This window comes from Ruegeria sp. HKCCD7221 (assembly GCF_013031225.1).
Lineage (GTDB): Bacteria > Pseudomonadota > Alphaproteobacteria > Rhodobacterales > Rhodobacteraceae > Ruegeria.
In genome coordinates this window covers 409,664-432,715 of sequence record NZ_WPZE01000004.1, presented here as the reverse complement: position 1 = coordinate 432,715, position 23,052 = coordinate 409,664, and the positions used below count along the sequence as shown (strand labels likewise).

At 57.3% G+C, this 23,052-nt stretch carries 22 protein-coding genes, 1 tRNA gene and 1 pseudogene; 9 read left to right on the top strand and 15 right to left on the bottom strand.

Going from position 1 to position 23,052, the window contains the following annotated elements:
- Positions 1-424 precede the first annotated feature (424 nt).
- Positions 425-706 (top strand): hypothetical protein, encoded by a 282-nt coding sequence (locus GOX73_RS13220; protein ID WP_171125343.1) that lies wholly within the window; start codon positions 425-427, stop codon positions 704-706.
- Here GOX73_RS13220 and GOX73_RS13215 read toward each other — a convergent pair.
- The 9 genes from GOX73_RS13215 to GOX73_RS13175 all read right to left on the bottom strand — a co-directional run bounded on the left by GOX73_RS13215 (position 696) and on the right by GOX73_RS13175 (position 10,457).
- Positions 696-1,475: an alpha/beta hydrolase gene (locus GOX73_RS13215; protein ID WP_171125345.1), complete on the bottom strand. Its 780-nt coding sequence runs from the start codon at positions 1,473-1,475 to the stop codon at positions 696-698. The genes GOX73_RS13220 and GOX73_RS13215 overlap by 11 nt on opposite strands.
- 58 nt (positions 1,476-1,533) lie before the next feature.
- On the bottom strand, positions 1,534-2,679 hold the full coding sequence (locus tag GOX73_RS13210) for an iron-containing alcohol dehydrogenase (RefSeq protein WP_171125347.1): 1,146 nt from the start codon (positions 2,677-2,679) through the stop codon (positions 1,534-1,536).
- On the bottom strand, positions 2,676-4,058 hold the full coding sequence (locus GOX73_RS13205; protein WP_171125349.1) for an aldehyde dehydrogenase family protein: 1,383 nt from the start codon (positions 4,056-4,058) through the stop codon (positions 2,676-2,678). The genes GOX73_RS13210 and GOX73_RS13205 overlap by 4 nt, the downstream gene beginning before the upstream one ends.
- Positions 4,059-4,151: 93 nt before the next feature.
- On the bottom strand, positions 4,152-5,513 hold the full coding sequence (locus GOX73_RS13200; RefSeq protein ID WP_171122065.1) for a glutamine synthetase family protein: 1,362 nt from the start codon (positions 5,511-5,513) through the stop codon (positions 4,152-4,154).
- 88 nt (positions 5,514-5,601) lie between these two features.
- The gene (locus tag GOX73_RS13195) at positions 5,602-6,570 is read right to left on the bottom strand and encodes a Na/Pi symporter (protein WP_171125352.1); all 969 of its coding nucleotides are present in this window, start codon (positions 6,568-6,570) and stop codon (positions 5,602-5,604) included.
- A 148-nt stretch (positions 6,571-6,718) separates the two neighbouring features.
- A complete protein-coding gene (locus GOX73_RS13190; protein ID WP_171122063.1) occupies positions 6,719-7,753 on the bottom strand; it encodes a TRAP transporter substrate-binding protein in 1,035 nt (344 codons plus the stop codon).
- A gap of 51 nt (positions 7,754-7,804) precedes the next feature.
- Complete coding sequence (locus GOX73_RS13185; RefSeq protein ID WP_171125354.1) at positions 7,805-9,124, bottom strand: TRAP transporter large permease subunit; 1,320 nt, start codon at positions 9,122-9,124, stop codon at positions 7,805-7,807.
- Positions 9,121-9,693, bottom strand: coding sequence for a TRAP transporter small permease subunit (locus GOX73_RS13180; RefSeq protein ID WP_171134965.1), 573 nt, complete (start codon positions 9,691-9,693; stop codon positions 9,121-9,123). The genes GOX73_RS13185 and GOX73_RS13180 overlap by 4 nt, the downstream gene beginning before the upstream one ends.
- Before the next feature lie 8 nt (positions 9,694-9,701).
- Positions 9,702-10,457, bottom strand: coding sequence for an N-formylglutamate amidohydrolase (locus GOX73_RS13175; RefSeq protein WP_254429188.1), 756 nt, complete (start codon positions 10,455-10,457; stop codon positions 9,702-9,704).
- A gap of 155 nt (positions 10,458-10,612) precedes the next feature.
- On the opposite strand from GOX73_RS13175, the gene GOX73_RS13170 reads away from it, so the two are divergent.
- Together GOX73_RS13170 and GOX73_RS21050 are read left to right on the top strand one after the other, a co-directional pair.
- The gene (locus GOX73_RS13170) at positions 10,613-11,482 is read left to right on the top strand and encodes a MurR/RpiR family transcriptional regulator (RefSeq protein ID WP_171122060.1); all 870 of its coding nucleotides are present in this window, start codon (positions 10,613-10,615) and stop codon (positions 11,480-11,482) included.
- A 75-nt stretch (positions 11,483-11,557) separates the two neighbouring features.
- Positions 11,558-12,313 (top strand): annotated as a pseudogene (locus GOX73_RS21050) (hypothetical protein); the annotation flags it as partial.
- Positions 12,314-12,320: 7 nt separating this feature from the next.
- On the opposite strand, the gene GOX73_RS13160 reads toward GOX73_RS21050, so the two are convergent.
- A complete protein-coding gene (locus GOX73_RS13160; RefSeq protein WP_171125358.1) occupies positions 12,321-12,995 on the bottom strand; it encodes a TIGR04283 family arsenosugar biosynthesis glycosyltransferase in 675 nt (224 codons plus the stop codon).
- A 72-nt stretch (positions 12,996-13,067) separates the two neighbouring features.
- Here GOX73_RS13160 and GOX73_RS13155 point away from each other — a divergent pair, with 72 nt between their 5' ends.
- Complete coding sequence (locus GOX73_RS13155) at positions 13,068-13,805, top strand: folate-binding protein YgfZ (protein WP_171125360.1); 738 nt, start codon at positions 13,068-13,070, stop codon at positions 13,803-13,805.
- Positions 13,806-13,910: 105 nt separating this feature from the next.
- A complete protein-coding gene (locus GOX73_RS13150; protein ID WP_171125363.1) occupies positions 13,911-14,855 on the top strand; it encodes an ABC transporter transmembrane domain-containing protein in 945 nt (314 codons plus the stop codon).
- A 58-nt stretch (positions 14,856-14,913) separates the two neighbouring features.
- On the opposite strand, the gene efp is transcribed toward GOX73_RS13150, so the two are convergent.
- Positions 14,914-15,477, bottom strand: coding sequence for an elongation factor P (gene efp, locus GOX73_RS13145; protein ID WP_170325421.1), 564 nt, complete (start codon positions 15,475-15,477; stop codon positions 14,914-14,916).
- 218 nt (positions 15,478-15,695) lie between these two features.
- Here efp and GOX73_RS13140 point away from each other — a divergent pair, with 218 nt between their 5' ends.
- Positions 15,696-16,016, top strand: a complete 321-nt coding sequence (locus GOX73_RS13140; protein WP_037310273.1) for a DUF6280 family protein — start codon at positions 15,696-15,698, stop codon at positions 16,014-16,016.
- Positions 16,017-16,090: 74 nt separating this feature from the next.
- Here the strand turns inward: GOX73_RS13140 and GOX73_RS13135 are convergent, their stop codons facing one another.
- Positions 16,091-16,681, bottom strand: a complete 591-nt coding sequence (locus tag GOX73_RS13135; RefSeq protein WP_254429187.1) for a cobalamin biosynthesis protein CobQ — start codon at positions 16,679-16,681, stop codon at positions 16,091-16,093.
- A 41-nt stretch (positions 16,682-16,722) separates the two neighbouring features.
- Between GOX73_RS13135 and GOX73_RS13130 the strand changes: the two genes are divergently transcribed.
- Positions 16,723-18,180 carry a cobyric acid synthase gene (locus tag GOX73_RS13130; protein ID WP_171125365.1) on the top strand — a complete coding sequence of 486 codons (1,458 nt, stop codon included), beginning with the start codon at positions 16,723-16,725 and terminating at the stop codon, positions 18,178-18,180.
- A gap of 3 nt (positions 18,181-18,183) precedes the next feature.
- On the opposite strand, the gene GOX73_RS13125 is transcribed toward GOX73_RS13130, so the two are convergent.
- The 3 genes from GOX73_RS13125 to GOX73_RS13115 all read right to left on the bottom strand — a co-directional run bounded on the left by GOX73_RS13125 (position 18,184) and on the right by GOX73_RS13115 (position 21,167).
- Complete coding sequence (locus tag GOX73_RS13125; protein ID WP_171125367.1) at positions 18,184-18,924, bottom strand: hypothetical protein; 741 nt, start codon at positions 18,922-18,924, stop codon at positions 18,184-18,186.
- Between the two features lie 75 nt (positions 18,925-18,999).
- Entirely contained in the window at positions 19,000-20,418 is a 1,419-nt protein-coding gene (locus GOX73_RS13120) for a TolC family outer membrane protein (protein WP_171122054.1), read from the bottom strand.
- Between the two features lie 95 nt (positions 20,419-20,513).
- A complete protein-coding gene (locus GOX73_RS13115) occupies positions 20,514-21,167 on the bottom strand; it encodes a protein-L-isoaspartate O-methyltransferase (protein ID WP_171125369.1) in 654 nt (217 codons plus the stop codon).
- Between the two features lie 225 nt (positions 21,168-21,392).
- Between GOX73_RS13115 and GOX73_RS13110 the strand changes: the two genes are divergently transcribed.
- Together GOX73_RS13110 and GOX73_RS13105 are read left to right on the top strand one after the other, a co-directional pair.
- Positions 21,393-21,466 (top strand) — tRNA-Cys (locus tag GOX73_RS13110).
- Between the two features lie 164 nt (positions 21,467-21,630).
- Positions 21,631-23,046, top strand: coding sequence for a tyrosine-type recombinase/integrase (locus tag GOX73_RS13105; RefSeq protein ID WP_171134964.1), 1,416 nt, complete (start codon positions 21,631-21,633; stop codon positions 23,044-23,046).
- The last annotated feature ends 6 nt before the right edge of the window (positions 23,047-23,052 follow it).

Genomic DNA, 23,052 nt, shown 5'->3' with positions numbered 1-23,052 from the left:
GTTTTTCGGCCCGTGAATCACGCAACCAAACGGAAATCAATGGGTCCTGAGCCTAACTCTGGGCTGCCATGTGTATAATTTTTCATTTTCAACTTCCGGTATCAAAATGTAAAAACCACTCACCCCATGTTTGCAATTCCCATTCTGAAAAACAACGTCAAAAACTCTTGTGAATCCCATTCAATTTATCCGACCAAGATGACAGTGTAACTTTTAGGCGCGTGCGCAGTCCAAGCACTCGGAGCAGAAACGCGGCTTAACACAAAAATGGATAAAGGGCACTGAACGCCCCACAAACACCCCCTTGCCTAACCCGTTGATCTCGTTCACACTTACGCTCAACCCGTCATCCAAGAACGATATTTGAGGTTCCCGAGCGTCCAAGACCCAATGAGACCAAGTGATTTTCGAACGGGAGGACGACATGAAGACAGCAACCCTCGGGCTGGCGCTGGCATTGCTGGCCAGCCAAGCAACCGCACAGCAGACGCTCAGCACCGCATCGCCAATTCCGGAAGGGGCCGAGACCCGGTTCTGCTATTATGCGGGCATGGCCTATTCGATGGACGCGTTCGTGGTCATTTTCGGCGACAACACCGTGACCGACACGATCAGCACGCGCGAAGAACACCTGCTGCGCTGCGTCAAGAACGACGACGGCTCGCTCAGTTGGAAACCCCAGAGCAGCTTCCAGATCAGCCGGTGACACCCGACGTCTGATCCAGCCAGTCCGCAATCTGTCCGGCCGGGCCTTCCCAGCCGGGCTCCATGAACAGAAAATGCGCGTGGTTTTCTACGGGCAGAAAGGTTGCGCGTTCTCCGTACAGATTGGCTAGCGAGCGACAGGTGTTGGGGTTCACGGCCCGGTCCTCGGTGCCGGAAACGATCAGAACGGGGCAGTCGACCTTATCCCTGTCCACCTTCATCGCGTGGTGATCGTCGAACATCCAGAAGAACATCTCGAACATCACCCGACCGCTTTCGGGGCCAAGCTGATCGAACACCGCGTGCTGCTGCGCCTTGGGCAGTTTGTTCAGCGCAAAGGGGGCCATAAGGTCGAAATCTACGCGCATGGGCTGCTTCCAGAACGCCCCGCCTTCCATCAGTGCGCGGGGCACGGCGCGTTCGTCATCGGTTTCAGGCAACGTCCCCCAGGCCGCGTTCGGATTGATCAGAACAAGGGCGCTGGCCAACCCGCGAGACGCCACCTGCTGCGCCACCACCCCCGCGATGGCATGGCCCAGCAGCACGGGCTTGCTGTCCAGCCCCTGCACAAAGGCCGCAATGTCATCGGCGTAGTCCATGACGCTGGTGTCGGTCAGGCCGGGATCGGGCTCGGCCTTGGGGTCTCCTCCATGATAGCGCAGCGCAGGGGTGTGAACCGTCCAGCCGCGCGCGCGGAAGAAGTCCGCATAATCCTGCATACACCACGGACCGGCAAAGGCCCCGTGGATCAGAACAATCTCTTTGGTCATGAAAATCTCCCTCACCTGCACACAGTATGCGAGGTGAGGTAGCGTGTCTGCAAGCCTGTTACAGCGCTGCTTTGAACAACGCGGTCAGGTTGTCTTCGGTCAATTCAATCGGGTTGCCGCCGCAGGACGGGTCGATGATCGCGCCTTTGACCAACGCGGGGATCGACGCTTCGGTCACACCCAGATCGGACAGTTTGCGCGGGATGGCGAAGCTGTCGTTGAACTCCTGCACAAAGGCGCGGAAGCCGTCAAAGCCGCCCTCGATGCCCAGATAGGCCGCGGCCTGCTGGAAACGGTCGGCGATGGCGGGGGCGTTAAGGTCCAGAACGGCCGGCATACAAACGGCGTTCGTGGTGCCGTGATGGGTGTTGAACACCGCGCCAATCGGGTGGCTCATCGCGTGTATCGCGCCAAGGCCCTTTTGAAACGCCGTCGCCCCCATCGCCGCCGCGCTCATCATCTGGGCGCGCGCTTCGATATCGGAGCCATCTTTATAGGCACGCGGCAGGTAGTCCTTAACCAGCCGCATCCCCTCCAGCGCGATGCCTTGGGACATGGGGTGGTAATGCGGGCTCGAGAACGCCTCGACACAATGGGCGAATGCATCCAGACCGGTGCCTGCGGTGATGAACTTGGGCATACCCACGGTCAGCTCGGGGTCGCAGATCACGACCGTCGGCAGCACTTTCGGGTGGAAGATGATCTTTTTGACATGTGTTTCCGAATTGGTGATGACGCTTGCGCGCCCCACCTCGGACCCCGTCCCAGCCGTGGTCGGCACGGCGATGATCGGCGCGATGGCATCGGCATCAGCACGGGTCCACCAGTCGCCTATATCCTCATAATCCCACACCGGACGAGTCTGGCCGCACGTGAACGCAACCATTTTGCCCAGATCCAGCCCCGAGCCACCGCCAAAGGCAATCACGCCGTCATGGCCGCCCGCATTATAGGCGGCAACCCCGGCTTCGAGGTTCTTTTCATTGGGGTTCGGGTCAACGTCGCTGAACAGACCGCGGCCCAGTCCCGCAGCCTCAAGGATATCCAACGTCGCCATCGTGATCGGCAGATCGGCTAGCCCCTTGTCAGTCACCAGCAAAGGGCGTTTCATCCCGGCAGCCGCGCAAGCTTCGGGCAATTCGTTGATCCGGCCAGCGCCGAACTTGATCGCGGTCGGATAGGACCAGTTTCCAACAAGGCTCATGATGTCACCTTTTTCAGATGGTAGGATTTGGGGCGTGTGAGGTTGTGATAGCCGATAACCGACAATCCCCCTCCGCGCCCGGTATTCTTGCAACCGGTCCAGCACAGGCCCGGGTCCAGATAATCGGCCCGGTTCATGAACACGGTGCCAGTTTCGATCTGATCGCCCACCCGCGCAGCACGATCCACATTGCGGGTCCAGAGGCTGGCGGTCAGGCCAAACTCGCTGTCATTCATCAGCGCGATGGCTTCTTCGTCGGACGAGACTTTCATGATGCCCACCACCGGGCCAAAGCTTTCGTCCCGCATCACACGCATATCATGGGTGACATTGGTCAGGATCTGCGGGGTCAGGTAGGCCCCGCCATCATCCTCGGCGAAGGTCTCGATATGGGCCACCGCACCCGCCGCGACCGCTTCGGCAATCTGCGCGCGCACCTCATCGGCAAAGCGGACATTGGCCATCGGACCAATCGTCGTCTCGGCATCCAGCGGGTTGCCCAGCTTATAGCCGTTCACGACCCCAACCGCCTTGGCGACAAACGCATCGTAAAGGCTCTCATGCACATAAATCCGTTCAATCCCGCAACAACACTGGCCCGAGTTAAACATCGCCCCGTCGATCAACGTATCCACGGCCGCATCCAGATCGGCATCCTCCATGACATAGCCCGGATCCTTGCCACCCAACTCGGTACCAACGCCAGTAAAGGTGCCCGCCGCCGCGCGTTCCATCGCCTGTCCGCCTGCGACCGAGCCGGTAAAGTTTACGAAATCAAACGCCTTGCCAGCGATCAGATCATTGGTCACGTCATGGCTGAGAAACACGTTCTGAAACACATCCTGCGGCACGCCCGCTGCATGAAATGCCTGCGTCATCCGCTCACCCACCAACAAAGTCTGCGTGGCATGTTTCAACACCACCGCATTGCCCGCAATCAACGCAGGCGCGACCGTGTTGATCGCCGTCATGTAAGGATAGTTCCAGGGCGCCACTACAAAAACGACCCCATGCGGGGTACGCTTTATATAGCGCTTAAAGGTCTCATCCTCACCCACCGCGATATCAGCCAGCGAAACCTCGGCAATCTCGGCCATATGGCTGGCACGCTCATTGAACCCACCAAACTCACCGCCATAGCGCACGGGGCGACCCATCATATGCGCAAGCTCAGGCACGATCTCATCATTCATCGCACCCACAGCAGCCACGCCTGCCATCACAAGGCGGGTCCGCTCCTGCAACGGACGTGCCGCCCAATCCGCCTGTGCCGCCCGCGCCAGCGCAGCAGCCTCAAACGCCGCCTCAGCCGACAGCACTTCACGCTCTGCATAAACCGATCCATCAATCGGCGAGACACATTTCAACATCTGCCCCATCTTCACTCCATTTCCGAAAGAAGCAGGATCCCCTGCTTCATCTGGCCAAAAATATCCCGGGGGTCTGGGGGCAGAGCCCCCAGCCAACCCGTCTCAAGCCCGCTCAAACCCGCGCGCGATTTCCCAATCGGTCACCACACGCTCGAATTCTTCAACCTCGACCTCTGCCGCACGGGAATAATGATCGACCACCTCGTCGCCCATGGCAGCCCGCAACATGGCTGACCCATACAACGCATCCCGCGCCGCACGCAGATTGCCGGGGATCATACCCGTTTCGCCCTGATAGACGTCTCCCTGCGTCGGAGGCTGCAACTCCAGCCCCTCTTCAATCCCGGCAATCCCAGCGGCCAGCATCCCTGCCATAGCCAGATAAGGGTTCATGTCCGAACCCGGAATACGGCACTCTACCCGTACCGCCTTGGTGCCATCCCCACACAAACGGAACCCCGCGGTGCGATTGTCCACCGACCAGATGATCCGTGTAGGCGCAAAGGTGCCCTTCATGAACCGCTTATAGCTGTTAACGTACGGTGCCATGAAATAGGTGTAATCGGCCGCGTATTTCAACAATCCAGCCATGTAGCTTTTCATCAGAGCCGACATGCCCAGCGCATCCGACTTATCGAAAAACGCCGGTTGCCCATCCGCCCAAAGCGACTGATGCACATGGGACGAACTGCCCACTTTCTCATGATGCCATTTGGGCAGGAACGTCGCCGCATGACCATGCTGCCATGCGATCTCTTTCACCGCGTTCTTGGCAATCGAGTGATACTCGGCCGTGTCCATCGCAGGTGCGTATTTGATGTTCAGCTCTTCCTGACCGGTCTCGGCCTCACCTTTCGAGTTCTCAACCGGAATTCCCGCATTCCAAAGATGATTGCGGATCGGGCGCATCACATGCTCTTCCTTGGTGGTCTGCAGGATGTGATAGTCTTCGTTATAGCCCGAGATCGGCTCCAGATCGCGGAAGCCTTCCTTGCGGATCTGGTCAAAGCTCTTCTCGAACAGAAAGAACTCCAACTCGGTGGCGCACATTGCGTCATAGCCCATAGCCTTCAGCCGGTTCACCTGCTTTTTCAGAATGGACCGAGGCGCATGGGGTACTTCCTCATGCGTGTGGTGATCCAGCACATCGCACATCACCATAGCAGTGCCCTCAAGCCACGGCACCGGGCGCAGAGTGCTCAGGTCGGGCTTCATCACGTAATCGCCATAGCCGCGTTCCCAACTTGTGGCGGCATAGCCATCGGGGGTCGCCATCTCGAGGTCTGTCGCCAGCAGGTAGTTGCAACAATGGGTCTCTTCCCACGCACCAGCCACGAAATGGCCCGCGTGAAACCGTTTGCCCATCAGACGGCCCTGCATGTCGACCATGCAGACCAGTACGGTATCAACCTCACCGGCTTCGACCTTGGCTTTCAGATCGTCCAAACGTGCGTCATTGCCCATCCCGTTCATCCTTTGTTATTTTCTGAGGCTATCGCCCCAAACTCTGTCCCGCGGCCCTAGTCTTCGACCGCTTCGTTTTCCATTTCCATCACCAAACGTGTCTCCAGCACCTGCCCGCTTTGATAGAGGATTGGATAAGCAACAGCGTCATCGGGCGCTCCAACCAATTTACGAACCCTGTGGCCAGCACGAATATGGCAAAATTGAACCCGATATGGGCCAGGATCAACGACTGCCCTGCCCCGGTCACCATAAGCGCCTGATGCGCGCCGGTCACGTTAACCGCGATCAGCATCACCAGCGCCGCACTGCCGCGCAGCAGCAAGTTGGCCAGCGGAATGCGCCTCGCTGAAATTGGCAGGTCGCGCGTCAGCCAGATGGGAATGAAGGCCGAACCCAGATTGGCCCCAAGCACCAGCGAAAGACCAGCCGCAAAGGGGATTGCTCCGACCTGAACCAGTGTTACGCACATCAGGATCGTCGCCACGGAACTGTGCATAACAAAGGCCAAAACAGCGCCCACGATGAAGGCGCTGAAATAGTCGCTTTCCAGATAGCCCGCGATCGCGGGCAAAAAGGCGCTTTCGCGGATCGGATCAACCGCATCCCGCAGGAACTGCAATGAGACCAGAATGAACGCAATGCCAAGAACAATGCGCCCGATCAGCCGCACATTGGCGCGATCGGATTTGAGGTAAAGCCAGCCACCAAGCGCCAGCAAAACGGGTTGCAGCCAGCCAAGATCGTAAGACAAAACCTGAATGACCAGCGCAGCCCCCAGATCCGCACCCAGCACCCCGGCCAATGCGATGCCAAAGCTGACCATGCCAGCCGCCGCAAAACCGGTCAGCAATACCGTCACCGCGGCCGAGCTTTGCAGGATCGTGGCCAGAACCATACCGGCCCCACCTGCAACAAATACGTTTGAATGGCGCGTCAACAGCGACTGAAACAACGCACCAAAGCGCCGTTCGATGCCCGTGCGGACCAGCCGCACCGCAAAAAGCAACAACATGGTTGCCGCAAAAATCTCGATCAGGAACCCGGCGATTGCCATTTGCCTATACCCCTCGGACTCGGTTCACGCCAAAGCGTGACCGGAGCGTTCTTGTCTGTTTCGGAGGCAAGCCTAGCATTGGGGACAGGGGTTCCAGTGGTTCAATACCGGCACGCGACCGAGGCCGCGCGCCGTAGTCGCTTGGATTTTAGCCGTAACGATAAGGCCGCCCGGCCTTGAGCATGTCGGCGTTATACTGCTTGAAGATCTCGACGACCTTCGCCTTGGTCTCGGACTCGGCTGCGATTTCATCCCAGAAGGCAACGGCCGCTTCTTCAACCGTCGCCCATTCTTCATCCGGGATCGAGGTCAGCTGCATCTTATCGCCGTTGACGCGCAGGCTGGCCTCGCCACCCCAATACCACCACTGACGGTAGTAGTGCGACTGGTCACAGCAGACGCGGAACAAGGTCTGCAGGTCTTCGGGCAGCTCGTTCCAGCGATCCATATTTGCAAAGAACGATCCCGCCCATGCGCCCGAGATGTTGTTGGTCAGGAAGTAATTGGTCACATCCGCCCAACCGACAGTGTAATCCTCGGTGATGCCAGACCATGCGATGCCGTCCAACTCGCCGGTCTGCACGGCGACTTCGATGTCTTCCCAAGGCAGGGTCACCGGCACGACACCAAACTGGCTTAGGAAGCGGCCCGCTGTCGGGAAGGTAAAGACGCGCTTGCCTTGTAGGTCGGCCAGGCTGTTAATCGGGTCTTTGGTGGCAAAGTGGCAGGGGTCCCATGCACCGGCGCTGATATGCTTGACGCCGACCTTGGAATATTCCTCGTCCCAGATCTCGTTCAGGCCGTACTGGTTGAACAGCACCGGCACGTCCAGCGAATAGCGCGACGCAAACGGGAAATAGCCGCCGAACACGGTGACTTCGGTGGGCGACGCCATCGAGTCATCGTCGGACTGAACCGCATCAATCGTGCCCTTCTGCATGGCGCGGAACAACTCTCCGGTCGGGACAAGCTGATCGGCATAGAACAGCTCGATCTGCATCCGGTCGCCAGCGATCTTGTTGAACATCTCGATCGCGGGGTCGATCACATGGGCGGCAAGCGCAGGACCGGCATAAGTCTGCATCCGCCAGGTGATCGTGCTCTGCGCCAGTGCAGGCGCAGCCAGAGGTGCGGCGGCAACACCTACCCCGGCTGTTTTCAAAAACTTACGTCTTGTTGTCATGTCATTTCCTCTCTGTTGTAGTTTTTCGTGCCGCTTAGACGGGCATTCTTGTTAATTTCCATAGACATAGCCGGGCAACCACAGGGCGATTTCCGGGAAGATCATGATGATCGTCAGCGCCAGCACCATCACCGCGACAAACGGAAAGATCGAGCGGTAGATGTCGCGCAGCGTGATCTCAGGCGGGGCCATGGCCCGCATCAAGAACAGGTTATAACCGAATGGCGGCGTCATATAGGCGATCTGGGTGGTGATTGTATAAAGCACCCCATACCAGATCAGATCAAAACCCAACGCCCCCACCAGCGGCACATAGAGCGGCGCCACGATCACCAGCATCGCCGTGTCGTCCAGAAACGTGCCCATGACGATAAAGCTGAGCTGCATCAGGATCAGGATCATCCACGGCGACAGGCCCAGTTGATCGGTGAACAGATTGTCGATGGCTTTCACCGCGCCCAGCCCATCGAACACCGCGCCAAAGCCAAGGGCGGCGAGGATGATCCACATGAACATGCATGAGATTGCCAGCGTTTGCTTGGTGCAATCCTCGAAAATCTTCCACGTCATGCGCCGTTTGACAACCGAAACGACCAGAGCAGTCAGCGCCCCGATCGCCGAGCTTTCAACAAGCGAAGTCCAGCCGTTCACAAACGGCACCATCATCGCGGCAAAGATGATCAGCGGTAGCGCACCGGCGCCCAATAGGCGGATTTTCTCGGCCCTCGGCACTTCATGCGCGTCTTTCATTGCGGGGCCAAGTTCGGGCTGAATACGGCATCGGATCCAGATATAGAGGATGAACAAGCTTGCCATCAGCAGGCCCGGCACGATCCCGGCCAGCCATAACTGCCCCACCGGTTGCCGCGCGATCATCGCATAAAGCACCAGCACAACCGAGGGCGGCACCAGAATGCCCAGACTGGACCCGGCTTGAATAACACCCGTCACCATTGTCTTGTCATAGCCCCGCCGCAGCAGTTCCGGCAGCGCAATGGTTGCGCCAATGGCCATCCCCGCGACGCTGAGACCGTTCATGGCCGAAACCAGAACCATCAGGCCAATCGTGCCGATCGCCAACCCACCATTCACCGGCCCCATCCACACATGGAACATCCGATACAGGTCATCGGCCAGACGGCTTTCCGACAGAACATAGCCCATGAAAATGAACATCGGCAGGGTCAGCAGCGGATACCACTTCATCAGCTTCATCGCGGCCGAGAATGTTATGTCCTGCCCGCCCGTTCCCCACAGGGCGAGCGCAGCGACAGTAGCGACCGCGCCGATCGCGCCAAAGACGCGCTGACCTGTGAACAGCATCAGCATCATCGACGCGAACATGAAAATGGCGATGTATTCCTGGCTCATGCCCGACGAACCCCGATTTCCTGCCCGTTGATCCGGGCCATGTCTTTGAAGAATTCCGATATCGCCTGCAGCAGCATCAGGAAGAAGCCGAACACCATGATCGCCTTGACGGGCCATATATAAGGTCGCCATGCGGTCGAGGATCTTTCAAGGCGCCCGATCTCTTCACTTCCGGTCAGCAGGCCGGTGAAGTACGAGATCGGCGAATCCCCCCAATAGCCAAGGCTATAGGCGGTTGATCCCAGCCCGCCGTAAAACAGCACGCCCAGATACAAGATCAGCAGCAAAACGGTGAAGGCGTCGAACCACGCCTTTTTCGTGTGGCTCCAATTGTGATAGAACAGGTCCATCCGCACGTTCGACCCCAGTTGAATCGAATATGGCCCGCCCATGATGTAGTAGGTCACCATCGCGAACTGTGCCATTTCCAGCGTCCACAGCGACGGCAAGAAAAACGTCTTCGAGATCGAAGACCACAGCAGGATTCCCATCATCACGAACAGGCCCCACATCATCACCCGCCCGATCCTATAGTTGATCGCATCGACGAAGCGGACATATGAGCTCATGACCCGGATCACATCGCCACCTTCTTTTTGATGCCCGACAAGGCACTTACGATCCACGGAACCAGCGCGTCAGCCACAGCCGATTGCTGTTCAGGCGTTTCGATCAGGTCGTTGCGGATTTCGATCATTACGTTCAGCAACCCGCGCGGCGCGGCCTGCGCGTCCAGTGTATGCGCAACACCATCGACGGCCGAATAGGGCTCGTTCAAACGGGTGACGTATGGGTTCTGGGCTGGCTGTTGGGCCATCATTGAGGTCGCGAACCGGTCATCCTCTCCGTGCAGGATACCCAGTTCCACCTTACGCTTTTTGCCAAGATAAATGGGCGTGAAGCTGTGAACAGTGACCATCAACTCTAGCGAGCGCCGATACTGGTCCAACACATCCGACAGGGATGCACGAAACGGCTCATAAACCCCCTCGATACGCGCTTTACGCTCTTGCGAAGACAGGTTCGCATTGGCCGGAATGTCCCAGTTCTCACTTCTTACCGGCATGGCCCCGGCGGCTTCGGGCGGGCGATTGCAGTCGTAAACCAGACGCGAAACACCGCCATAAACCAAGGGGGCCGACATGCGCACTGCCATCAGCTTTGCCACAGCCAATGCGCCGGGATCCCAGGCGATATGGCTTTGCAACGCATCTGTCTCCAATCCCATGCCCCCAAGACATACAGGGATTCGATTGGACGCGTGCTCACAAACCAGCGCCACCGAAGGCGCATCGTCTGCCAAATCCGTGTGAACGACTTTTCCGAAGTCCAATTCTAAGCCCTGCGATTCCATGCGTGATCGTTGTGGAAAAATTTCCACACTCGGCAATCTCCTGTCAATAATTTTCCTGTATAAATTTTTCCACGCTTGATCTTGATGAAAAATTGTTCACATTATGCGCCTGTCGCATACAGGAGGATCGTTCAGTGCGGGTGACGGACAGGCTGCTGGCCCATCGGGACAAGATGACCCCTTCTGAACGGCAACTCGTCAGTGTTCTGCTGGATGATTACCCGATGGCCGGGCTGGGCAGCATCACCGAATTGGCCAGCACCGCCTCGGTCTCGACCACCACGGTCGCGCGGATGCTGCAAAAAACCGGGTTTGACGGCTACCCTCAGTTTCAGGCCGCCTTGCGCGGCGAGGTGAAAGAGATGATCTCGGGGCCCGTCGCCAAGCGCGACGTCTGGCAGAATGACCTGCCCGAAGAACACATCCTGAATCGCTATTCCCAGCAGTCCCTTGCCAACCAGAAGCGTACGATAGACGAAGTTGATCCCGGCGAATTCGATAGCTTTTGCAACCTGTTATCGGACCCGGATCGGCGGATTTTCATCACCGGGGGGCGAATAACGGGCACCTTGGCGCAGTACCTCTATCTGCACTTGCAAATGATCCGGCCCGACGTCCGGTTGCTGCCCGTTGCGGCCTCGTGGACGCATGATCTGCTGGATGTTCGAAAAAATGACGTTCTGGTTGCGCTGGACGTGCGCAGGTACGAGAACGCGACCATGTTGATCGGACAGCTTTGCCAGGAACGCGAGGCCGAGATTGTGCTGTTCACCGACCAGTGGCGCTCGCCTATTCACCGGCTCGCCAGGCACACGTTTGCGGCCCGGATTGCCGTGCCTTCGGCCTGGGACTCGATGGCTTCGATCCTTGCGTTGATGGAATGCGCCATCGCTGAAGTGCAGGAGCGGCTTTGGGATTCGGTCAAGGAACGCACTGACGAATTGGAGCAAGCCTTTGACCGCACCAAGCTATTTCGGAAGTTTGGCCAAAGCTCTGGCTCTTGATTTCTGATCCGACAAAAAGAACAACAGCCCGTGAAGAGTGTTGCCACGTCGTGAACGCGTCGTCACTTTGTATGCATGACGTTTATTGCCGACAATCAACTGCCCCTGTTAATCCTATTCTTTCTGATTGGATCGGTTGGAACCGGGTTTCTGTTCCGTAAACCTGCTGGCCACCGTGCGTGGAAACTGGCTGATCTCGTTTGGGTTGTTCTGGGCGGAATCGGTGCCTTGGTTGCTGTTCTTGCGGGGTTGTACACCTCGGACAGTTCGCGGCTGGACCGGCAGATTGACGTGGCTTATGCCGCAACGCTTGCGTTCGACCGGGATGCCGCACGGTTCCGGCTGCGCTTTTGCGACCCCGCCTACGACAAAGATATCGGGGTTTTGTGCGACAAGGTGGAGTTCCTGTCGGCGTCCACCGCCAGTAATTCCGAGCTTCCGTTGTTTATCGCCTTCACCAACGAGGTCGCGCCGCTTCAGGGCCTGCATTTCCTGTTCGGACAAGGCGCAAAGGCCGAGCAGGACGATATGCGGGCAATGGCCTCAAAGGTTGAATCCTTCGACTTAGATCAGTTTCTGGTTTTCACGTCACTCGACGAAGAAACGCAGGCTGCAATCGACAACATGCGCCGAAAAGTTCCGGCAATCGCCGGGGACTATGTCATTCTTGCCCAGAGTTATGACGATCTGATCGCGCAGGTTGGGAAGCTAAAGGACGAATGGGAATACCTGCAGGCCAATGCACATATTCTGGTGCTCCAGATCGTCGCCCTCTGTCTGGTTAGTTTCGCGGCCCCGTTTCGGCTGGGTAAGTCGATCGTTGAACTGCGCACAAGCCTCAGCGCCGGTATGACTGAGCCAGCCGTTCGGGATCACCACCCAGAAAATACCGCGTCAGTGTCCACAAGTTCCGCGCACCCCGACGGGCCCACCCCACCCTCTGATACCGATCCGCACTTGTGAAGGCACGAACAGGTAACAGGGTTATACCCCGCAGCCGACGCGCCAGCGCAACATCCTCCATTAATGGCTGGTCCGGGTATCCCCCTGCATCCATGTAAGCCTTGCGCCTGATCAAAAGCCCCTGATCGCCATACGGCAACCGAAACAGGCGGCTGCGCAAATTGGCCCAACCCGCAACCCACGCAGGCGCAAACCCCGCAGCGCGGAAAGCAAGACGAAAGGCAGCCGGGCCGCCGGTCCGCAAGTGATCACCCACGGCCTTGCTCCACCCTTCTTGCAAGACGGTATCCGCGTGCAAAACCAATAACCATTCAGCCTTGGCCAATGCGCATCCGCGCTGCAGTTGTCCCCCGCGTGACGCAGCACCGGTCACAATCTCGGCCCCGGCGTCATCGGCAATTTCCAACGTAGAATCGGTAGAGCCACCATCAGAGACAATCAGTTCCCGGATTAGTCCGGTATGCAGCCCCTCCATCAAAGCCTGCAGCGTTTCAGGAAGGCTGTCCGCCGCATTCAGCGTAGGGATGACTATGCTGATCGGCGCTGGCATGATTGAAACCCTCTGGTCTTGTCGGCGTGAACTCCTATATCACGTGGCTCAGGGAAAAGACGAGGACGTAACATGCCCAATCGCCGCATCCTGCGCTTTGGCGGCGCGGACACTGACAGTTTCCTGCAAGGACTGGTGACAAATGACATCGCCGGGATGGAACACGGGATCGTCTACGCCGCGCTGCTGACACCTCAGGGCAAGTATCTGGCAGATTTCTTTCTGCTGCGGGACGGAGAGACCGTTCTTCTGGACGTGGCAGAGGAACTGGCTGACGGTCTCGTCAAGCGATTGAACATGTACAAGCTGCGGGCCGATGTCACGATCGAAGATAGCGGCCTGAACCTTCAACGCGGCACGGGCCCTGCCCCCCAAGGCGCGCTGTCGGATCCCCGTCATCCCGAAATGGGCTGGCGCATCTACTCGGAAAGCGCCGAGGGCGACGACGGCACCGATTGGGACGCGATCCGCGTGCGTCACTGCATTCCCGAGACTGCAATCGAACTGACACCTGACAGCTATATCCTTGAATCCGGTTTCGAGGTCTTGAACGGTGTCGACTTCAAAAAGGGCTGCTATGTCGGGCAGGAAGTCACCGCGCGTATGAAACACAAGACCGAGTTGCGCAAGGGTCTGCGCAGCGTCCGGGTCGGCGGCGCGGCCCCGGTCGGGGCGGAAATTCTGTCCGATGGGAAACCCGCAGGCACGCTGTTTACCCAGTCTGATGGTCGGGGCATCGCATATCTTAGACTGGACCGCGCCAAAGGCGATTTAACCGCTGACGGGGTCCCTATCTCCGTTGAGATTTGATTGTTGCCAATCCAGCACGGCGTAACCCACGGTTTTTGAGGTATAGTTTGAACACGCCCAAAGGCGCTGCCACACTGTGCGCAGGTTCAAGAACCGGAAAAACAAATGTTCAAACTATACAGAGCGATCTGGCGTGCCAGTGCCGGGCGTCAGATTATCCTTATTATTTTATCCATAGCCATCGCGGGTCTGGCTGCTGTGCCGCTGGAGTTTCAGCGCGACATCGTCAACCACCTGACCGAGGATAACGTCGACACGGATCACCTGATCTATCTCGGAGGCGGCATGATGTCCGTGATCCTGCTGAGTCTCGCTCTGAAATGGCTGCTGGGCTTTCGGGCTGGCACACTGGGCGAAGACATGATCCGCATGATCCGGCAGCGGCTGCTATTGCGCTCATCGGATCTGGGTGAAACCGGCGGAACCGTCCGCAAGGGAACAATGACCACCGCCATCTCGGCCGAAGCCGAAGAGCTGGGCAAGTTTGCGGGCGGGGCGTTTTCGGATCCGGTAGTGCAAGTGGGAACTCTGATCAGTGTGATCGGGTATATTTCATCGACGCAGCCAGGACTTGGCCTGATTGCATTTTCGATGATTGTGCCGCAGATCGTCATCGTTCTGATCTCGCAGCGCAAAGTGAACACGTTTGTGGCCGAGCGCGTCCATATCCTGCGCAGCGCGACCGACAAGCTGACGGTCGAAGATATCGACGCCGTCGCACGAGACATCGAAGCGCAGTTCGACGAAATCTTTGAGACACGGCGACGTATGTTTTTGTGGAAACTGTCCGCCAAGTTCCTGCTTAGCGTCATCAACGGCGCGGGCACCGTCGGCGTTCTGATGCTGGGCGGTTATCTCGTTTTACAGGGCAAAACGGATGTGGGCACTGTGGTCGCCGCTACCAGCGGCTTAAGCCGCATCCAAGGACCAACCGCCTTTCTGATCGCGTTCTACCGGCAAGTCAGCGCCAATCGCATCAAGTACGAGTTGATGCTGGAATTGTTCGGCCCCAATCCTGAACAATATCGGAACCCAAGAAGGTTAAGATAAAAAAAGACCGCGCGGCCCCTGCCGTCGCGGTCATTTTCATTCCCATCAAGGCAACCGTTTAGGCGCGCTCGGAATATTCCATGGTTTCGGTGTTCACGACGATCATCTCATCCTGTCCGATGAACGGCGGCACCATGACCTTAACGCCATTGTCCAGAATCGCCGGTTTGAACGAGTTCGCAGCGGTCTGACCTTTGACGACCGGCTCGGTCTCGACGATCTTGCAGGTCACTTTCTGGGGCAACGTGGCGTTTAGCGCCTCGGATTCGTAGAACTCGACCACGATGGTCATGCCGTCCTGCAGAAACGGGCGGCGCTCGCCCAGCAGCTCGGCAGGCAGTTCGATCTGTTCGTAGGTCTCAGAGTCCATGAACACCAGCATACCGTCAGATTCGTACAGGAACTGCTGGTCCTTCTGCTCTAGCCGCACGCGTTCAACTTTATCCGCCGAACGGAACCGTTCGTTCAATTTTGACCCATTCCGCAGGTTGCGCAATTCGACTTGCGCAAAAGCACCGCCTTTTCCGGGCTTTACATGATCGACTTTTACGGCTGCCCACAGACCGTCATTATGCTCAAGCACATTGCCGGGGCGAATTTCGTTCCCATTTATCTTGGGCATGACATAAATCCTTCACAAACGGTTGATGCGTAAGTTGCGCTCCCTATATCTGGCGTGGCTGCACCTGGCAAGACAACGAGACCTTGTGCTGCAGCTGCAGCAAGCCATGCAAATGACGCAACGCAACTATGCATATTAGGTGTATCCGAATCGCACTTAATCGGTCATAAGGACCGTCACGCCGAAAATGCAAGAGCAAGAACAACAAGGAAGACGAGATGAGAGATTTCGTTGACGGCACCGCCTTTAACAATGAGCAAGGCAACCGTGCTCGTAAACTTTTCGCAGCCGTTGTGTTGGCTGCACTGGATGACGCAATCGCCGACGATAAAAAGTACGGCAATGGCCCCGAACAGATCGCTCGGTGGGCCCGCTCGCGCGATGGTCGCGAGGTCCTGTCTTGTGCAGGGATTGACCCGAACGAACGCGTTGTCAGCGGACTGATGGAGTTCGTTGGCCGTGGTGTACGCACCTCGGTCGCCCTGTCGCGTGAAGAGAGCGAGCGTCGCAACGCCGCACAACAGGCAGAAGCAGCCTGATCAAAACTTCTGGCCGAATGAAAAAGCGCGCTCCTGCCACTGGAGCGCGCTTTTCGTTTGCCCCAAGCGTTGCGTCAGAAAAACAGCAACCACTGTCGCGCAACCCAAACCTCGGCGCACAGCATCATGACAAAGAACACCTTCGCCGACCATGCCATGCCCCGCCGCCACAGTAACAGATAAGACACCGCGCACACTGTCAGTGACACAGGTGCCACCCAATAGGCGTGGTGCGCGCTGTCCCAATAACTGACTGGGCCGTCAAAGACCCACGAGCTGAATGGCCAGAACTGGGGCCGCCCGTCCCCGGCATGCAATAGAAAGTCCAGTAACAAATGCAGCAAGCCAGCCGACGCGCCAACGATTAGCGGCCTGATGCGGAGCCAGACCCCAGCCAATAGCGCCAGTCCCCAAACAACAAATGAGTTGTCGATGGCGAATACGGTCTGCCATTCCGTGGAATAATAAAGCTGACCGAAAACCACCTGCTCAGGAATCCCCAAAACGAACAAAGACACCCCGGCCATCAGGTAAAGCGACACGTCCGGCAGCGCAGAGCCTAGCAAAGCAGCCCACAAAATCCGCCCACGAGGAGGATTGGCAAAGGCAGCAGCCCCGATCAAAAGATGTGCAGGTGTGTTCATCCGGGGCTTTTCCTCAGCCATCAAATCGGGTCATGTGCCCTTCAGGTTATAGGAGACTCGGCATGGTTCGCGCCATCATGATTCAGGGCACCGGCAGCAATGTCGGCAAGTCGGTTCTGGTGGCAGGATTGGCCCGAGCCTTTACGCGGCGCGGCCTGCGTGTCGCACCGTTCAAGCCGCAAAACATGTCAAACAATGCCGCCGTCACCGAAAACGGGGGCGAGATCGGGCGGGCGCAGGCACTGCAGGCCCGCGCTGCCAAACGACCAACGCATACCGACATGAACCCGATTCTGCTGAAACCTGAAACGGATACCGGCGCTCAGGTCATCATACAGGGCCAACGCGCCGGGACGATGAAAGCCGGAGATTACCGCAAGGACAAATCCAAGCTGCTGAGTGCTGCCTTGGAAAGCTTTGACAGGTTGTGCGACGACGCCGATCTGGTCCTGATAGAAGGCGCCGGAAGCCCGGCTGAAACCAACCTGCGCAAAGGCGATATTGCCAACATGGGCTTCGCCTGCGCCACCGGGGTTCCGGTGGTTCTGGTCGGCGACATCCATCGCGGCGGCGTGATAGCCCAGATCGTCGGAACACAGGCCGTGCTTGACGCAGGCGATCTGGCCATGATCCGGGGCTTCGCGGTCAACCGTTTCAAGGGCGATGTTTCGCTGTTTGACGAAGGACGAGATGACATAGCAGCGCGAACCGGATGGCCCTGTCTGGGCGTCGTTCCTTGGTTCCACGATGCGTGGCGTCTTCCAGCCGAAGACATGATGGACATCCGCTCGCATAGCGGTGGGGCCTGTAAAGTCGTGGTCCCGCAACTGGAGAGGATGGCGAATTTCGACGATCTTGACCCCCTGTCCGCCGAACCGGGCATCACTGTAGAGATCGTGCCTGCTGGTCGTGCTCTACCTGGTGATGCTGATCTGGTGTTGTTGCCGGGCAGCAAATCGACCATAGGCGATCTGGCCTATTTCCGCGCGCAGGGCTGGGATGTGGATCTGTATGCACATGTTCGTCGGGGCGGCCATGTCTTAGGCTTGTGTGGCGGGTATCAAATGCTGGGCAAGACAATCGCAGACCCGGACGGGGTGGATGGTCGCCCGGGGACTGTCGAAGGCTTAGGCCTTTTGGATGTCGACACGGTGATGTCGAGACAAAAGACGCTCACTCTGCGCAACGCCCGAACTGTCCCAGGTGGCGAGCCGGTACAGGGTTATGAAATTCACATGGGTAAAACAGAGGGGGCCGATTGCCGACGCGCTTGGCTGGAAGTCGACGGGCGGCCAGAAGGCGCCACTGACAAGTCCGGCCGCATTCGTGGCAGCTATTTGCATGGCATCTTCTCTTCTGACGCATTTCGCGCCAGCTACTTGTCACAGCTCGGCGCAGCATCGGATTTAGGCTATGAAGATGGGGTTGAGGACACACTCGACGCGTTGGCGGACCATCTTGAAACGCATATGAACCTGGATCAACTGCTGGACCTTGCAGAGAGTCCTACGCACGGATAACGGTCAATCCGGTTTATGTTCGGCAAGCGCCCGATAAATCTCGCGCCGGACCATTTTGCGGACGTTGCGCGTAATCCGCTCACCCAGAACGCCTTGCAGTTCCTCACGCACAACCTGCGCTATCAGGTCACGTAACGCGGCCTCATCAAGGGCGGTTACGTCCCTGGGCTGTTCAGTGGATGATACAGCGGCAGCGGTCACTTCGGGATCGCGAATGAACATTGCCTTCGTTCCGGAAACCTGTGGTTCGGCCTCGGGCGCAGAGTCATCATTGTCGGCGCGGACATCTTCCTTGGCGCTGCTTGCTTCCTCATCCGCGCTCCATTCCAGCGACGTCGTGCGCGTGCCGGAATACTCGTCCTCGCTATCGCCGTCCGGTTCCCACTGATCTTCGGTGCGGGCAATTGCGGCTTCCAGCGCCTCAATCTTCGCGCTCAAACTATCCGCTGGGTCAGTGCTTTGGTGTTCTTCGGCGACAGGTTCGTCACGCTTAACAATGTCGCTGGCACGCAGGACCATTGGCTTGATGGACGCATCCGCGGTGTATTCCGCCTTGGGTTCCGCCTCGTCTTCGTCCTCCGCTGCTTCGCTTACGCGCAAAGCATCCGTTAGGACCAAGCGACCCGGCTTTCTGGACATGGCTGTTGGAACAAGGTCCGGGATCTTGCGGCCTTCTTCACCGACCAGCCGTTTGATAGAGGACAAAACGTCCTCTACGCTCCCATTTACCACCTTGTCCGTCATCTTTTCACTACCACTCTGTCCTCAGAATCGAGTGTAGCCAAACACTTCGGACCTCACAACCGTCAGCTTGGACCCTCAGTCGCGACGCAACGCTTTCAGCACGCGATCCAGATCCTTGCTCTGCTTGCTGACCTGCGCCGGCGCGCGCTTGACCAGGTTGTAGTAGAGCGTCGGGTCGTAGATTTGCACGGCCAATCCCAGCCGCTCGGCCGTTAGCAGACCTTGGGCCTGCAGCAAATCATAGGCCGCACGTGATCGCTCTGTGCGTGATCCAACCTCGGTTAACTGCGCGTTCAGCAAGTCCTGCTGAGCGTTCAGAACGTCCAGCGTGGTCCGAGCGCCCAATGTCGCCTCTTCCCGGATACCGTCAAACGCGACCTGCGAGGCGCGAACCTGTTCCGTCGACGCCCTCAGACTTGCGGTTGCGGCCTGAAAACGCGCATAGGCATCTGCCACGCCCTGCGTGATGTCTTTTTGCACGTTCAACAGGTTTGCGCGCGAGGCGTCGCGGGTCGCCATAGACCGACGCACGTTTGCCGCCAGACGGCCACCAGCATAGATCGGCTGGTTGAAGTTCAGCGAAATCGACGCGTCTTCGAGGTTGTCATCATTGTCATAGCTTTCGCGAATACCCGCATCCGCGTTCAGGCTCACGTTCGGGCCAAGGTTGGCACGCTGCTGCTGCACGGCCAGATCAAATGCCCGCACCTCGTGCTGCGCGGCCAGAATTGCGGGGTGGTTCCGCTGAGCGAAGGCGATCGCTTCAGATTCCGAACCAGAAAGGTTCGGCAGGCTGGGTTGGCCCGCAGTCGCACCCGGCGCCTTGCCCACGGCGTTCACATATTCCGCCTGCGCGCGGCTCAGGTTACCGCGAGCAATGGCAAGTTCCGCCTGAGCACTGGCAAGCTGCGCTTCAGACAAAGCAACGTCGGTTCGTGTGACTTCGCCCACGTCGAAACGATCCTGAGAAGCCCGGAGTTCCTCGGCGGACACATCAACATCGTTGAGCTGAATCTGAACGGTTTCTTCTTGAAGAACGACTTCCAGATACGCATTCACGGCGCGGAACAGGACAAGCTGTTCAATATCAATCAGGTTCTGACGGGTGGACAGAACGATTTCCTGTGCAGACTGTTTGCCCAGAACCGAGAAGCCGCCATCATAAATCAATTGGCTCAGCGTCAGTCCGGTGAAAAAGGACGATGGTTCGTTCCTGACTACGACGTCATCTGTGGTGGAACGCGTGTAATCCTGACTGACCTGCACCGTCCAGTTGATGATCGGCCGCAGCGCAGACAGGGCAATTGCTACATCTTCGTCCGCTGCACGCAGCAGCGCGCGGTTCTGTTCCAGCAATCCGCTTGTGTTATATGCACCAATGAAGGCGTCGGTCAGATTATCTGCCCAAACCGCCCGTCCCGGAACAACGCTGAGTGCAATACCAGCCGTAAGCGCCAAGGCCTTGACCAGCTTACCTCCCGACTTAGAACTCATAACGAAATCCTCTCAAATCAAAATTACGCAGCCCTAGGCGCAGTTTGCGCCTTTGTTTTCAACTAATCAAGGCAGCAGAATAATCTGCCGTAGAATTATAGCGAAAATGCACGATCCGCGGAAAATGCCTGCAATACCGGCGCATTGGCATTAAAAGCATGGCGCCAGGTCACCCGACCTCCGGATTTATGGCCGATGCGGACCGTTCCCAGCTCACCTTCCATGAAAAGGCAAGCAATCCGGCCGTGTTCTTTGAGCTGATCAACAATGGCGTCTGGCACCTGCTCGACCCCGCCCTGGATCATGACCACGTCGTAAGGCCCATGCTCGGTCGCACCTTGCGCCAGCGGCCCGACATGCACGATGGCGTTGTCTGCGTCCGCCTCCATTAGGACGGTCTGAGACTCGGCAGCAAGGTCCTCGTCTTCCTCGACACCGACAACCAATTGCGCCATGCGCGCCGCAACTGCTGTCGAATATCCCATTGCCGAGCCGACATCCAAAACAATTTCATCATTAGAAATGTTCAGCGCATCCAGTATCTTAGCCAGAGTCCTGGGCTCTAGCATACAGCGCCCCGCACCCATATCTATCAATCCTTCGACATAAGCCGCCTCGCGCTGGGAATCCGGCACGAAGTTCTCTCGTCTCACGTTCAACATCGCGTCGATAATGGGAAACTTGGTCACATCAGAGGGTCGAATCTGTGTATCAACCATCGTGCGGCGGCGGGCTGCGAAGTCTGTCATTGGATCGCTCGTATCTTTCCCTTGGATGATGCGCTTGTGCCATATCAAGGAGGAACCAGCAACGGCCAGCGCAGAGAACTTTTGCCGCAGAACCAATATTTCCCGCGCACCTACAACCAACCAGAGCGTTCTGCATGAATTTTTGAGGCACCCCTCTGGACGCCCCAGACGAAAGCTGTTAAAACGCCCCCCACACCACAGCAAGTATTTGATTTTACTTGAAAAGGCGAGTTGGCGGAGTGGTGACGCAGCGGATTGCAAATCCGTGTACACCGGTTCGATTCCGGTACTCGCCTCCATAAATCTAGTATATTTCCCAATAATTTGGCGCGCCACATACAATATGTAGTCGCCTTAATTCCGTACACAATTCGTACACAGTCCGCGTGCAGTTTCAGTCGTACTTTCACCCCAATTTCCCGTATAGTGTTCAGCAACACACACTTAACGAGAGTTACAGGCCATGAGCTACGGTGTAGCTACAGTAGATGTGCACAAAAAACTTAAGTTGGATAAGCGCGGCGGAAGCGACAATTGGTATGCGCGACTGACGCTGGATAACGGCAAGCGCATAGTCAAAAGCACGAAAACTGATGACTTGGAGGAAGCGAAAGAGCGGGCGATTGAGCTTTACCACGACACCAAGGCGCGCATCGCAAACAACCTTCCAGCCCAAACACGAAAGTTCAAACATGTTGCTGAGTACGCCATAAGGCGGATGCAAGACGCTTTGGAAAACGGGACGGGAAAGCAAGCTTACAAAGACTACATCTCAGCCCTGCGCATCTGGCTAATCCCGTATTTTGGCAGCACGGACGTGGATAAGATTGATATGGCTGCGCTGAAGGCATTTGACGCGTGGCGCACGGACACGAACAAGAAGCCGTTTTCGCAAAGCGGCATCAACAATCACAACGCAGCATTGAACAGAGTTTTTGACGAAGCCGTGCTTCAAAAATGGCTCGTACAATCAATGCGCCCTACTCTGCTCAACAAAGGCGTCAAAAGCGAAAGCTGGGGCAGCTTCTCAGACGAGGAATATAGGCGACTCTACACAGCACTGCGCACCTGGCACAAGAAAACGAAAAACAAGAAGGCGGCGGCGACACGAGAGGTGCTTCGCAATTATATTCTTTTTCTCGCAAACACTGGTGTACGGCACGGCACGGAGGCGCTTGGGCTACGCTGGCGCAACATTGAATGGCAAGCGCGCGGCGACGATCGCTATCTCGTAGTCAATGTGGACGGGAAAACACGAAAGAGGGCGGCAGTGGCGCGAGACACTGTAGAGGGCTATTTGGACAGACAAAGTAAGCTGAATCCACGGATCAGCTACGACAGCTTCGACGAGCTACTGTCAGCGCAAAGCGATGAGTTCGTGTTCACAACGCGCTTGGGCGAGGTGGCAAACGTTTTCAGCCTAAACCGTGCATACAATGATTTGCTTGACGATTTGAACTTGAGGGTGGGCGCGGATGGAAAAACCCGTCCGCTGTATAGCTTGCGACACTACTACGCTACGCGCGATCTAAAGCGCGGTGTTACGACACATGTTTTAAGCAAGCAAATGGGCAATAGCACGGCGATGCTAGACAAGCATTATAGCAAAGTCAGTCCAATCCTAAATGCTGAACTGCACAGCGGGCGCGACATGCGAAAAAGCCCAAAGCAGGAAGTAAAGACGAACGGCGGCAATTTGGCGGAAACAGCGTTCAACATGCTTGCGGCAGGCAAGCTAGATGAAGCGGGGTTGCTGGCAGCATTGGGCGTTGAACGACCCAATTATGTGGTGACAGAAGAAATCGCGATGAAGGCGCTGGCGGCAAAGAATGATGACTTAATTGATGGTGATACGCTGCTGCGGATTTTAAATGGATAGTTGACG

Bases quoted from the DNA above. Each gene is read 5' to 3' on its own strand.
- GOX73_RS13105 (WP_171134964.1), top strand. From the start codon at position 21,631: ATGAGCTACGGTGTAGCTACAGTAGATGTGCACAAAAAACTTAAGTTG.
- GOX73_RS13155 (WP_171125360.1), top strand. From the start codon at position 13,068: ATGCCCAATCGCCGCATCCTGCGCTTTGGCGGCGCGGACACTGACAGT.
- GOX73_RS13215 (WP_171125345.1), bottom strand. From the start codon at position 1,475: ATGACCAAAGAGATTGTTCTGATCCACGGGGCCTTTGCCGGTCCGTGG.
- GOX73_RS13135 (WP_254429187.1), bottom strand. From the start codon at position 16,681: ATGGCTGAGGAAAAGCCCCGGATGAACACACCTGCACATCTTTTGATC.
- GOX73_RS13115 (WP_171125369.1), bottom strand. From the start codon at position 21,167: ATGACAGACTTCGCAGCCCGCCGCCGCACGATGGTTGATACACAGATT.
- GOX73_RS13220 (WP_171125343.1), top strand. From the start codon at position 425: ATGAAGACAGCAACCCTCGGGCTGGCGCTGGCATTGCTGGCCAGCCAA.
- GOX73_RS13185 (WP_171125354.1), bottom strand. From the start codon at position 9,124: ATGAGCCAGGAATACATCGCCATTTTCATGTTCGCGTCGATGATGCTG.
- GOX73_RS13200 (WP_171122065.1), bottom strand. From the start codon at position 5,513: ATGGGCAATGACGCACGTTTGGACGATCTGAAAGCCAAGGTCGAAGCC.
- GOX73_RS13160 (WP_171125358.1), bottom strand. From the start codon at position 12,995: ATGCCAGCGCCGATCAGCATAGTCATCCCTACGCTGAATGCGGCGGAC.
- efp (WP_170325421.1), bottom strand. From the start codon at position 15,477: ATGCCCAAGATAAATGGGAACGAAATTCGCCCCGGCAATGTGCTTGAG.
- GOX73_RS13120 (WP_171122054.1), bottom strand. From the start codon at position 20,418: ATGAGTTCTAAGTCGGGAGGTAAGCTGGTCAAGGCCTTGGCGCTTACG.
- GOX73_RS13190 (WP_171122063.1), bottom strand. From the start codon at position 7,753: ATGACAACAAGACGTAAGTTTTTGAAAACAGCCGGGGTAGGTGTTGCC.
- GOX73_RS13180 (WP_171134965.1), bottom strand. From the start codon at position 9,693: ATGAGCTCATATGTCCGCTTCGTCGATGCGATCAACTATAGGATCGGG.
- GOX73_RS13130 (WP_171125365.1), top strand. From the start codon at position 16,723: ATGGTTCGCGCCATCATGATTCAGGGCACCGGCAGCAATGTCGGCAAG.
- GOX73_RS13210 (WP_171125347.1), bottom strand. From the start codon at position 2,679: ATGAGCCTTGTTGGAAACTGGTCCTATCCGACCGCGATCAAGTTCGGC.
- GOX73_RS13140 (WP_037310273.1), top strand. From the start codon at position 15,696: ATGAGAGATTTCGTTGACGGCACCGCCTTTAACAATGAGCAAGGCAAC.
- GOX73_RS13195 (WP_171125352.1), bottom strand. From the start codon at position 6,570: ATGGCAATCGCCGGGTTCCTGATCGAGATTTTTGCGGCAACCATGTTG.
- GOX73_RS13125 (WP_171125367.1), bottom strand. From the start codon at position 18,924: ATGACGGACAAGGTGGTAAATGGGAGCGTAGAGGACGTTTTGTCCTCT.
- GOX73_RS13150 (WP_171125363.1), top strand. From the start codon at position 13,911: ATGTTCAAACTATACAGAGCGATCTGGCGTGCCAGTGCCGGGCGTCAG.
- GOX73_RS13205 (WP_171125349.1), bottom strand. From the start codon at position 4,058: ATGGGGCAGATGTTGAAATGTGTCTCGCCGATTGATGGATCGGTTTAT.